We start from the raw sequence: 12497 nt of genomic DNA, 5'->3' as shown, positions 1-12497 counted from the left end.
ACTAGAAATGTTAATGATTATGAATAGAATACGATCCGGTAAATCACAACAGAAAGTGGTGTAAATGAGCTATCACGTATTAGTCGTAGAAGATGATGTCGTAACCCGCAGTAAACTAGTGGGTTACTTTCAACATGAAGGCTACACCGTCAGCGAAGCAGAGAGTGGCGCACAAATGCGTGAAGTGCTTCAATCAAATGATGGTGTCGATCTTATTATGTTGGATATCAACTTACCGGGAGAAGATGGATTAATGTTGACCCGGGAGTTACGCAGTCAATCAGATATTGGCATTATATTAGTAACAGGACGCACGGATAGCATAGATAAAATCGTTGGCCTAGAAATGGGGGCTGACGATTACGTAACAAAGCCTTTTGAATTAAGAGAGTTATTAGTTCGAGTCAAAAACCTGCTGTGGCGGATTTCAACGGCTCGACAAGGATCGAACAAGACGGCAAACGCGAAAGACGAACAGCATATCGTTCGTTTTGGGGAGTGGACGTTTGATATTCAGCGTCGAGCTTTAAGTCGCAATGATGAGCCCGTTAAACTGACCAAAGCCGAGTATGAGTTGTTGGTAGCGTTGTCTTCTTACCCAAATCAGGTGTTGAGTCGAGAGCGTATATTAAACATGATCAGCCATCGTGTTGATGCGCCAAACGACCGCACCATTGATGTACTTATTCGACGCATGCGCGCAAAAATGGAGTTTGATCCTAAGAACCCACAAATTTTTGTTACGGTTCATGGTGAGGGGTATATGTTCGCAGGCGACTAGTTTTTGCGTTCCATTTCGTTCAAACCAAAATCTAGACAAATCTAATAAAATAAAAAAGGAGAGCAACCTTGCTCTCCTTTTTTATTTTTTACCGTTTTAACCATGCTTTAATTGGTGGTTGATGGCTCTGGATCGACCATCGGAGTTTGTCCAACGGTATCACGCAGTCGTTGCCATATACTGCCTAAAAACTCATGCCAAAATATTTCGGTTTGCTCTAAATAACGGGCTTTTGGCGCGTATTTATCCCATGCTTGATTAATTTCATCTGTCGCTAAGAAGTTGGTTGGCGCAGGGAAGGGTTTAATGCCTGCTGCGTTGAACTCATATAAAGCGCGGCTCATATGGCTTGCTGATGTGACCAACACAATGCCTTTTTGCTGTACAAATGCTGCTGCTTGTCTTGCTTCTTCCCAGGTGTCTTTCGCATCCTCTAATAAAATAATGTCCGATTTTGCGACACCAAGTGCTAGCGCGACGTTGGCCATCATACGTGCGTGGCTGACTTCTGAACCACCCGCATAACCAGACAAAATAAGCTTGGCACCTGGGTACATGCGCAAAATACGTATGCCCTCGGTAAGGCGCATCAATGCTGCTCGACTTAATTGGGAGGTCGGTGGAATCTCGTCATCGACCACATGGCCATTACCTAAAACCATGACGTAATCAACGGAGTCAGATACGGGTAAAAACGCTTTGTGTTGACGTTCTAATGGCATTAGTAGGCTAGTTGAAACGGGTTGAAACGCAACTAAGAAGAGACCAACAAAAGAGAATAAAACAACGAAACAACCCGTTTTACGTTTACGGGTAAAACTAATGAGAGCAAGTCCGAATAAACCTATCAATAGCAGTGCCGGTAGGGGCATCAGCAAGGCGGACATTACTTTTTTCAGCTCAAACATACATAAATAGTCCGAAAAAACATCAATTGATAATAAAAATGAGGATATCCCTCTTTATTCCTGCTTTCCTTGTGCCAGAATAGCGGCACAATCCGTTATGATAACTCAGCAGAAGTGACAGAAGACCGCAATTTCGACGATATCGCCCACAAATTTGCAAAAAATATATACGGCTCCGACAAAGGAGAGATCCGTCAAATCATTGTGTGGGAAGATTTTCTAACGATTCTAAGTGAATTAGGCGCCGACCAGCAACCCCTAAGCGTACTTGACGCTGGTGGAGGATTGGCCCAATTGTCGCAAAAGCTTGCTAAGCTCGGACATCAAGTCGCGTTATGTGATCTATCTTCGGAAATGCTGCAACTAGCCAAACAGGAGATTGAAAAAAACGGTTTGCTTGAGCAGTATCGATTGATTCATTCACCGGTTCAGTCCATTAACGAACATATGGAAAAGCCGGTGGATCTTGTTATGTTCCACGCGGTGATGGAGTGGTTGGTTGAACCAAAAACTGCACTGGATAAAGTGTTGGAACAAGTTAAACCCGGGGGCATTGCATCGGTGATGTTCTATAACCATCATGGTTTAGTCTACAAAAACGTGGTTTGTGGCAACATTCCTCACATTTTAGACGGCATGCCTCACCGAAAAAGATTTAAACTACAACCACAAAAAGGCTTGAAGCCAGAAGACGTCTATCAGTGGATTGAAGACGCGGGTTTTCGTATTTGTGGCAAGTCTGGTATTCGATCCTTTAGTGATTACATAGGAAATATGCAATACATGGGAGACTACCAGTTTGAAGATGTGTTGGCGCTAGAAAAACAACTTTGTCGACAAGAGCCATACCTCTCATTGGGCCGCTACATTCATGTGTGGGCCAAGAAGAATGATAAACAGGAATAACAATGAGTGAGATGACTCTCGATGCTGCAGAGCAACCAATAGACGAACTGGTTGGCTGGGTTAAGCAGCAAGATTTCTCGTTGAACCTGACCACAGAACGCTTGGCGTTTTTGATCGCCATTGCGGTATTGAGTAATGAAAGGTTTGACGAAGAATTGGGTGAAGGTGAATTGCATGATGCGTTCGCCATCGTCACTCGGCTTTTTGATGATACGGGCGAAGCTTCCGCGTTTCGGGCTAACAATGCCATCAACGAGATGGTTAAGCAGCGCCTTATCAGCCGTTTTGTCAGTGAAATTACCGATGGTGCGAGCATCTATCGCTTGTCGCCTCTTGCGATGGGCATTACCGATTACTACGTTCGCCACCGTGAGTTCTCTAAATTGCGTCTTTCCATTCAGTTGTCAATGGTGGCAGATGAAATGGAAAAAGCGATTGAGGCCGCACAAAAAGGTGGTACACCGGGCCACTGGAAGAAAAACGTGTACGGAGTGCTCAAGTATTCTGTAGGCGAAATTTTCGATCAAATTGATCTTAACCAACGTGTCATGGACGAACAACAACAGTCAGTGAAGCAACAGATTGCTGAACTGTTGAACAAAGACTGGCGTGAAGCGATCAATAACTGTGAAGCTTTGCTGTCGGAAACGTCCAGTACGTTAAGAGAGCTTCAAGATACGCTGCAAGCGGCCAGTGATGAGCTTCAAACGCAAATCTTAGATATTCAAGAGCTTGTTTATGGTGAGCCGGAATTGGAATTCATCGAAGAAGCACTGTTTGGTTTGCAAATGAAGCTTGACCGAATCACCAGTTGGGGGCAGCAAGCCATCGATCTCTGGATTGGCTACGATAGGCACGTACACAAGTTTATTCGTACCGCCATTGATATGGATAAAAACCGTGCTTTCAGCTCGCGTTTACGTCAGTCCGTAAAAGAATACTTTGATATGCCTTGGTATCTGACCTATGCAGATGCCGAGCGATTATCTGACCTTCGTGATGAGGCATTGGTGCTCCGTGATGACGAAGTGACCGGCCAAGTTCCGATGGAAGTGGAATATGAAGAGTTTCAACAAGTCAATGATGAGTTGTCTGAGCGTATTGGTTCTATGCTAAAAGCGCACAAAGAACAAGGCACCGCTATCGACTTAAGCGTGGTGTTGCGAGACTACCTTGCACAACACCCACATACTCATCACTTTGATTTAGCTCGAATCATCGTTGACCAAGCGGTTCGACTCGGATATTCAGAGTCGGATTATCAAGCCATTCAACCAGACTGGAAAGCAATCAACGAATTCGGCGCAAAGGTACAAGCGAATGTCATCGACCGATACTAATGAATACATGTCAGACAAACTGGCAAAAGCAATTTCTAATCCTCTGTTCCCAGCACTAGACAGCATGCTACGAGCAGGGCGTCACATCTCAAGCGAAGATCTCGACAATCATGCGTTGTTGTCGGACTTTGAAGTTGAGCTTTCTTCTTTTTATCAACGTTACAACACCGAGTTGGTCAAAGCGCCTGAAGGTTTCTTTTATCTTCGTCCTCGTTCGACGTCTTTAATTGGCCGCAGTGTTCTGTCTGAACTGGACATGTTGGTGGGCAAGGTACTGTGTTTTCTGTATCTGAGTCCAGAGCGCTTAGCGCACGAAGGTATTTTTACCAATCAAGAGCTTTATGAAGAGTTGTTGGCTCTCGCTGACGAGAAAAAACTCATGAAGTTAGTCACCAACCGAGCAACCGGTTCTGACCTTGATAAAGAAAAACTGTTCGAGAAAGTCCGCACCTCTCTGCGCCGTTTACGCCGATTGGGAATGGTGATCAATATTGGTGAAACCGGTAAATTTAGTATCAGTGAAGCGGTATTTCGTTTTGGTGCTGACGTTCGTGTAGGCGATGACATGCGTGAAGCGCAGTTGCGTCTAATCCGCGATGGCGAAGCCGTCGTTCACACCAAAGAACCAAGCCAAGGTAGCCTGCTATCTGAAGAAGACCAAGATCAAGAAGAAAAAGGGCACGAAGACATGATAGAAGAGGGTGAAGCATGAGCATGATTGAACGTGGTAAATATCAATCACTGACCATGGTCAACTGGAACGGTTTTTTTGCCCGAACCTTTGATATCGATGGTTTGGTGACCACTTTGTCTGGTGGTAATGGTGCGGGTAAGTCCACCACTATGGCGGCATTCATTACCGCTTTGATCCCGGACCAAACTTTGCTGCATTTCCGTAACACCACTGAAGCGGGCAGTAGCCAATCATCTCGAGACAAAGGTCTTTACGGTAAACTACAGCCTGGGGCTTGTTACGCAGCATTAGACGTAGTGAACTCGCGTAATCAACGTCTGCTATTTGCGGTAAAGCTACAGCAAGTTGCAGGTCGTGATAAGAAAGTAGACATCAAGCCGTTTGTCATTCAAGGACTTCCGAGTCATGTCAAACCAACGGATGTACTTGTTGAGAGTGTGTCGGCGACCCAAGCTCGTGTGCGCCAGATTAACGAAGTGAAAGATGTGGTTGCTGAGTATGAAGGGGTTCAATTTAAAGCCTTCTCATCCATCGTCGATTACCACGCGCAAATGTTTGAATTCGGTGTCATTCCGAAGAAACTCCGAAACTCTGGTGATCGTTCTAAATTCTACCGTCTGATTGAAGCCTCGCTATACGGTGGTATTTCTAGTGCGATTACTCGCTCGTTACGTGACTACCTTCTACCGCAAAACGGTGGCGTGAAAAAAGCCTTCCAAGACATGGAATCGGCACTGCGCGAAAACCGTATGACGTTGGAAGCGATCAAAACCACTCAGGCTGACCGAGATTTATTTAAGCACTTAATTACAGAGTCAACCAACTATGTGGCAGCGGACTACATGCGTCATGCGAATGATCGTCGTAATAAGTTGGAGCAAACACTTTCTCTGCGTTCTGAACTATTTGGCTCGCGTGAAACACTGATTGAGCAAAATAATTTGCTTAACCGCGTGCAAGAAGAACTTGAGCTTTTGGTCGAATCTGAGACGGCATTAGAGCAAGACTACCAAGCGGCTTCGGACCATTTACAGCTAGTGCAAAACGCGCTGCGTCAGCAAGAGAAAATTGAACGTTACCAAGAAGATCTTGAAGAGCTTAACGAGCGTCTTGAAGAGCAAATGATGGTAGTGGAAGAAGCGCAAGAACGCGTCATGATGGCGGAAGAGCAAGCGACGGTCTCTGAAGAAGAAGTTGATAGTCTCAAGACTCAACTTGCGGATTACCAACAAGCGCTGGACGTACAGCAAACCCGAGCACTTCAGTATCAACAAGCGGTTCAGGCACTTGAAAAAGCCAAGCAGTTACTTGATGACGACACCCTAACTTCAGAATCTGCACAAGCGCTGGTTTCTGAACTGAAAAGTAAAGAATCGAACAGCACCAACGCGCTATTGTCAGTCAAGCACAAATTGGACATGTCGTCAGCCGCGGCCGAGCAATTTGAAACCGCACTGAAACTGGTACAAAGCATTGTCGGTCAAATCGAGCGAAAAGACGCGGCTTCACAAGCGAGACAGGTCATCAAGAAAGCGCGGGAGTCGCAGCAAATTGCTCAAAATGAGCAGCAGTGGCGTGCTCAGCATCGTGATCTCGAACGCAGCTTAAATCAGCAGCGTCAAGCTCGTGAGTTAGTCACTGCATACCAAAAGCAATTCCACGTTGAGTTAACTGATGAGATCACGTTTGAACAGGAACGTGAACGTCATGTGATGCTGTTAGATTCACTTGAAATCGCGCAAGAAGAGTTGCGTGAACAACGTGGTGAGCAGCGCCGTTTCGAGCAAGATGCCAGCTCAGAAATCAAAAAGCTGGAAGCGATTGCGCCAACGTGGATTGCCGCTAACGATGCACTAGAAAAACTACGTGAACAAAGTGGTGCCGAGCTGAATGATCGTCAGTCGGTCATGGATCAAATGCAAGTCGCGCTTGAGCAAGAAAAGACCTTGTCGATCGAAAAGGAGCAGCTTTCCCAGCGACGTAATCAGCTCGACAGTGAAATTGAGCGCTTGGCCTCTCCTGGTGGTTCTAATGACCCTCGCTTGAAAGGTCTCGCTGATACGTTAGGCGGTGTACTGCTCTCTGAAATCTACGATGACATTACGATTGATGACGCGCCTTACTTCAGTGCCATGTATGGTCCTTCACGTCACGCGATCGTCGTCTCTGATCTGACGGACATCGAAGAGAAGTTGGTTGAACTGGATGACTGTCCGGAAGATTTGTACATCATTGAAGGTGATATTGATGCTTTTGATGATAGCTCATTCGATGCGGAAGAATTAGAAGGCGCAGTCTGCGTTCGTATGAACGATCGTCAGATGCGCTACTCACGTTTACCAGAAATTCCGCTGTTCGGTCGTGCAGCACGCGAACAGCGTCTAGAGCTTTTGCGTAATGAACGCGAAGAAGTGGTCGAGCAGCATGCGAAAGCTGCATTTGACGCACAAAAAATGCAACGCTTATATCAAGCATTTAACCACTTTGTAGCTAACCACATCCAAGTCGCATTCGAACCGGATCCAGAACAAGCCTTGGCGAATTTACGAGATAAGCGTAGCCAAGTGACTCGCGTACTCGCTGATTTGGAAGCGAAAGAACAACAGCAACGTTCGCAGCTTCAAACCAGCAAGCAAGCATTGTCATCGCTTGATAAGCTAGCGTCGACAATGGTGTTAATTGAAGACGAGACGCTTCAGGTCCGTTTTGATGAATTAGAAGAGAGAATCGGACAACTTTCCGAAGCAAAAGCCTTCCTTAATCAGCACTCCAAAGCGGTTGCTGAACTTGAAAATATCGTTTCAGCACTGGATGCAGATCCAGAGCAATTTGATGTGTTAGAAGCCGAGTACAAAGCGGCCGATGAGCAATTGCAAAATCTCAAAAAGCAGATTTTTGCTTTGTCGGACTTGGTAGAACGTCGTCACTACTTTGCCTACTCAGATTCTGTTGATCTGCTGAACAAGAGCAGCGAACTGAGCGAACAGCTAAAAGCGAAGTTGGTTCAAGCAGAACAAGTACGCACGCGATCTCGTGAAGAAATGAAACAGGCGCAGGGGCAGATGAACCAGTACAACCAAGTACTGGCCTCGCTGAAAAGTTCTCACCAAGCGAAACTGGAAACGGTTCAGGAGTTCAAGCAAGAGCTGCAAGAATTTGGTGTGAACGCGGATGAAGGCGCAGAAGAGCGAGCAATGCGTCGTCGAGACGAATTGCAAGAACGCCTCCATACTTCGCGTAGTCGTAAGAGTGAACACGAGCGCACGATTACCTCGACAGAGCTTGAAATGAAAGCTTTAGCGAAGCGCCTTAAGAAAGTTCAGAAAGAATATGCCGAACTGCGTACCTTCGTGGTTGCAGCCAAAGCAGGGTGGTGCTCGGTGCTTCGACTCGCGCGCGAAAACGATGTAGAACGCCGCCTACACAAGCGCGAATTAGCTTACCTGTCTGCAGACGAGTTGCGTTCAATGTCGGATAAGTCATTAGGTGCGCTACGTTTAGCGGTCGCCAACAACGATGATTTGCGCGATGCGTTACGTTTATCGGAAGACAATGCGAGACCAGAGCGCAAAGTCCTGTTCTATATTGCTGTCTACCAGCACCTTCGTGAGCGTATTCGTCAGGACATCATCCGCACCGATGATCCGGTCGAAGCGATTGAAGAGATGGAAGTGGAACTGGCACGTCTGACTGAAGAACTGACCCAACGTGAAAATCGTCTGGCTATCAGTTCTGAATCTGTGGCAAGTATCATCAACAAAACCATTCAGCGTGAGCAGAATCGTATCCGCATGCTCAACCAAGGGTTATCTAATATCTCGTTTGGTCAGGTGAAGGGCGTTCGTCTAAACGTCAAGATTCGTGAGAGTCATGAAGTGCTGCTAAATGGTTTGGCTTCTCAGCAAGAGCAGCATAAAGACTTGTTTGAATCGCCACGTTACACCTTCTCTGAAGCGATGGCGAAGCTCTTCCAACGTGTAAACCCGCACATTGATATGGGACAGCGTTCTCCTCAGGTTCTCGGGGAAGAATTGCTGGATTACCGTAACTACCTAGAGTTGAGTGTGGAAGTAAATCGTGGTACCGACGGTTGGTTGCAAGCCGAGTCCGGCGCGCTGTCAACGGGTGAAGCGATTGGTACAGGTCAGTCGATTCTATTGATGGTGGTACAAAGCTGGGAAGAAGAATCACGTCGACTACGCAGTAAAGACATTATCCCATGTCGCTTGTTGTTCCTCGATGAAGCCGCGCGTCTTGATGCGAAATCTATCTCGACGCTATTTGAGCTCTGTGATCGTCTGGATATGCAGCTTCTAATCGCGGCACCGGAAAACATCAGTCCAGAGAAAGGCACAACCTATAAACTGGTACGTAAAGTGTTTAAAGATCACGAACACGTACATGTCGTTGGTTTACGTGGTTTTGGTCAGAGTGAAAAACCAAAAAGCGAAGCTCAGGAATTAGTTGAAGAACTTGAATCCTAGGCTAAACAGATTCTAAAACCTGATATAAAAATGCCCGCTAGCTTCAGCGGGCATTTTTGTTTGATACTGACGAGTTTCCCGATGAATAGGTGTTTCCCACCAAGAGTAGTGTGATTCTACCTTGGAGGTTACGAAGTTGTAGATGGCAAAGTTGTAGATGGCAAAGTTGAAAGTAACGGATATGATTGAGTCGCCGCATATAAAATTTTATCGGAATATCAGTGCGTTTACCTGTGTGCTACCTTTGCATCAAGTTGTCAAAGTGATGTAATCAAAAAATTCAAGGTGAGAGAGCGCAATGACCATATCAACCGATGACAATAAGAAAGATCAACATAGCAACCAAAATGCTTTTCCTAAAAGTGAGTTATCTGTTTGGTTAACTGAGTTAAAAGCGGCTTATCAAGCAGAGCCTTTCGCAACGTTTGAATTAAGAAAGCAGCGTTTAGTCGCGCTAAAAACCCAGCTTCAGCGGTATCAGAGTGTGTTAGCAGAGACAATCAGCGAAGACTTCGGAGGACGTTGTCATACTGAGTCGATGATGTCTGACGTACTTGCACCAATCCTCGATATCAATCACGTGGTTGGGCATTTAAAACGCTGGATGAAACCAAGCAAGCGACCAACTGAATGGCTATTTAAAGGCAATAAGCTTGAAGTTAGATATCAGCCTAAAGGGGTTGTTGGGATCATTTGCCCATGGAATTTCCCTATTTATCTATCTATTGGCCCATTAATTACCGCGTTGGCTGCGGGGAATCGTTGCATGATCAAAATGCCGCCTAACTGTCCAGCAACCGCAAAGTTGTTACGCCAAATGTTAGCGGAAATTTACCCTGACGATTTGGTTCGTGTTGTGGATGGAACCCATCCAGAGGCGATGGACATCTCTCACTTGCCTTTTGACCATCTTGTTTTCACCGGTTCGCCTGCGAGCGGCAAACAAATAATGGAAAATGCAGCAAAAAACCTCACTCCTTTGACACTCGAGTTAGGCGGTAAGTCTCCAGCTATTGTATTTGATGACTACGACATTACCAAAGCGGCGCAACGCATTGCGCACGGAAAAGGGTTTAACTCGGGACAAATCTGTATCGCACCGGATTACGCGTTTGTCCCAAAAGGCAAAGAACAGCTATTTGTCGACGCAGTTCTAGCGGCGCATAAAGGGATGTACAAATCGATTCAAGGGAACCAGGATTATACGTCGCTGGTGGATGACTCTCAGCATCAACGTTTTCATCAACTGCTTGACGATGCCAAAGCAAAGGGGGCAAGCATTGTGAAATGCCTTGAAGCTGGTGAAGGCCGTAAAACTCCCCTGTATATTGCGACAAACTTGACCCCTGAGATGCGTATTTGCCAAGAAGAGATCTTTGGCCCACTTCTACCTGTCCATAGTTACCGCTCAATTGAGCAGGTGATCCAATACATTATCGACCGGCCAAGACCGCTTGCATGCTATCTATTTGGTCATGACAACATTCAGCGACATGCTGTTCTGACACAAACGCACAGTGGTGGGGTGACGATAAACGATTGGGGCTGGCATGTTATTAATCATTCAGTCCCGTTTGGTGGCGTCGGTCACTCAGGGTTTGGTAACTATCACGGTAAAGAGGGCTTTCGTGAGTTGAGCCATGCACGTACCGTTTTTCAAATGCGCGATTGGTTTCCAATCCAACTTTTTACACCGCCATATGGCAATATCGTGCAAAAACTCGTTTTACGTTTTTTTGTTGGAAAACCCGATCCAAAATTGAAAAAGTAGTGCCAGCATATAAGGGAAATTGCCCAACCATGCACTTGGAAAGTGAGATGCAGTTTGCATGAGGGTTATACACAGGCGGTAGGGTAATGGTATCACTAACGTAGATTTGTTCTGTTTTCTTCGGTAGAACTAAAAACCGAGACGGTAGGGGATACCGACTCGGTTTTGGTATCGCATTTCTTTAGTATCGCACTAAAGGGGCAACTAACCGTGTGGAATTTCTTTTTCCACTTCGAGCATTTCAGCGAGCTCTTCAAGCGCTTGGGTTGATACATCTGATAAGCGTTGTAATTGCTGTTCTAACGTTTCATGCTTACTCAGCACGGTTTGGTTGTTAAGTACGAGCGGGTTGTTCTCTGTATCTTGTTTTATCACACCTCAACCTCACAAGTTGGGTTAGGGGAGTACTTATCTTACGCAAAACACTGCCTAAAAAAGAACCTATTGATATTGAATATGTTAGATTGATCATTTATTGGTAGGGAACAACAGAAGGTTTCTGTATTAACTGTGAAGTATTACTCACCACAAATAATGAGTCGCTAACAATCACGTTGAGGAATGCGGGCTATCAGTTTGCTGAAAACAGACCTGCTTAAAATATAGAGCAGCTAAAAACAGGTCTGTGTATCACAAAGTAATTTAAAATAGCGGTTTTGCGCCAAACTGTTTAGCAGCGTATGCAACACGTTCCGCGGGCTTAGGGTATTCGGCTGGGGTTCCAATACTCTCAATATGTTTCAAACGTGGCAGTAAGCCTGCGCCGTTAGCAATTTGTATCGCTAAGCCTGGTCGGGCATTCAGCTCAAGTACCATCGGGCCTTCTTCTTTATCCAGCACCATGTCAGTCCCCATGTAACCCAGCCCGGTCATTTCCCAAGCGCTGGAAGCCAGTTCGAGTAATCGTTCCCAGTGGGGGACTTGTAGCGTAGAGAGGTCTTTACCCGTATCAGGGTGATGGGTAACGGGTTGATCGAATTGCACGGCGCGAATTGCTTTGCCTGTTGCGATATCGATCCCGACGCCTACTGCACCTTGGTGAAGGTTCGCTTTACCATCTGAAGCTGCCGTTGAGCAACGCATCATCGCCATGACTGGGTAGCCTTTGAAGACGATAATTCGTACATCTGGCACGCCTTCATAACTAAAGCCATCAAAACAGTCATCAAACTTGATCAGGTTTTCCACAACGGCAACATCGTTCTTACCACCTAAAGAAAACAGTCCGGCAAGTGCGTTACTGATGTGACGTTCTACGTCTTCTTTACCGATGGTTGCGCCCGAAGGCTTGGTATACACCCCGTCTTTGTGCGAAGTCACGACCAAAATTCCTTTACCACCACTGCCTTGCGCTGGTTTGATAACAAAACCTGGCCATTGCTCAACCATCTTGTGGATGGTTCTCACTTCTGCCTGGTTATGAATCACGCCAATGAGAGCTGGGACGGTTGCCCCTGCCGCCTGAGCGATGATCTTGGTTTTTAACTTGTCATCAACCAGTGGGTATTTAGAACGATCATTGTAACGGCCAATATAGCTATGGTTACGTTTGTTCATCCCCATAATACCCTTATGGCGGAGTTTCGATGGCGTAGTAAAACGTTCTAACATCG

General features: G+C 46.0%; 9 protein-coding genes. 6 read left to right on the top strand and 3 right to left on the bottom strand.

The genetic code is table 11. The annotated features are described in order from the left end of the window. Window positions 1–64: 64 nt before the first annotated feature. Window positions 65–781: a two-component system response regulator TorR gene (torR, locus tag ONE56_RS08645; RefSeq protein ID WP_041154858.1), complete on the top strand. Its 717-nt coding sequence runs from the start codon at window positions 65–67 to the stop codon at window positions 779–781. Window positions 782–888: 107 nt separating this feature from the next. Here torR and elyC read toward each other — a convergent pair whose 3' ends face one another. Further along, a complete protein-coding gene (gene elyC, locus ONE56_RS08640) occupies window positions 889–1689 on the bottom strand; it encodes an envelope biogenesis factor ElyC (protein ID WP_041154857.1) in 801 nt (266 codons plus the stop codon). A gap of 114 nt (window positions 1690–1803) precedes the next feature. Between elyC and cmoM the strand changes: the two genes are divergently transcribed. The 5 genes from cmoM to ONE56_RS08615 all read left to right on the top strand — a co-directional run bounded on the left by cmoM (window position 1804) and on the right by ONE56_RS08615 (window position 10884). After that, complete coding sequence (gene cmoM, locus ONE56_RS08635) at window positions 1804–2595, top strand: tRNA uridine 5-oxyacetic acid(34) methyltransferase CmoM (protein ID WP_041154934.1); 792 nt, start codon at window positions 1804–1806, stop codon at window positions 2593–2595. A gap of 2 nt (window positions 2596–2597) precedes the next feature. Next, the gene (gene mukF, locus ONE56_RS08630) at window positions 2598–3935 is read left to right on the top strand and encodes a chromosome partition protein MukF (protein ID WP_041154856.1); all 1338 of its coding nucleotides are present in this window, start codon (window positions 2598–2600) and stop codon (window positions 3933–3935) included. After that, window positions 3916–4647, top strand: coding sequence for a chromosome partition protein MukE (gene mukE / locus ONE56_RS08625; protein WP_423839671.1), 732 nt, complete (start codon window positions 3916–3918; stop codon window positions 4645–4647). The genes mukF and mukE overlap by 20 nt, the downstream gene beginning before the upstream one ends. A 2-nt stretch (window positions 4648–4649) precedes the next feature. Further along, window positions 4650–9113, top strand: coding sequence for a chromosome partition protein MukB (gene mukB / locus ONE56_RS08620; protein WP_423840504.1), 4464 nt, complete (start codon window positions 4650–4652; stop codon window positions 9111–9113). Window positions 9114–9411: 298 nt separating this feature from the next. Beyond that, on the top strand, window positions 9412–10884 hold the full coding sequence (locus tag ONE56_RS08615) for a coniferyl aldehyde dehydrogenase (protein WP_423839670.1): 1473 nt from the start codon (window positions 9412–9414) through the stop codon (window positions 10882–10884). 204 nt (window positions 10885–11088) lie between these two features. Here the strand turns inward: ONE56_RS08615 and ONE56_RS08610 are convergent, their stop codons facing one another. Further along, window positions 11089–11259, bottom strand: coding sequence for a hypothetical protein (locus tag ONE56_RS08610; protein ID WP_164833038.1), 171 nt, complete (start codon window positions 11257–11259; stop codon window positions 11089–11091). Between the two features lie 267 nt (window positions 11260–11526). Continuing rightward, window positions 11527–12495 (bottom strand): alpha-L-glutamate ligase-like protein, encoded by a 969-nt coding sequence (locus tag ONE56_RS08605; protein WP_041154853.1) that lies wholly within the window; start codon window positions 12493–12495, stop codon window positions 11527–11529. Between the last annotated feature and the right edge of the window lie 2 nt (window positions 12496–12497).

The organism is Vibrio mytili (assembly GCF_049563345.1).
Classification (GTDB): domain Bacteria; phylum Pseudomonadota; class Gammaproteobacteria; order Enterobacterales; family Vibrionaceae; genus Vibrio; species Vibrio mytili.
This window is presented reverse-complemented; position numbering and strand designations above follow the sequence as displayed.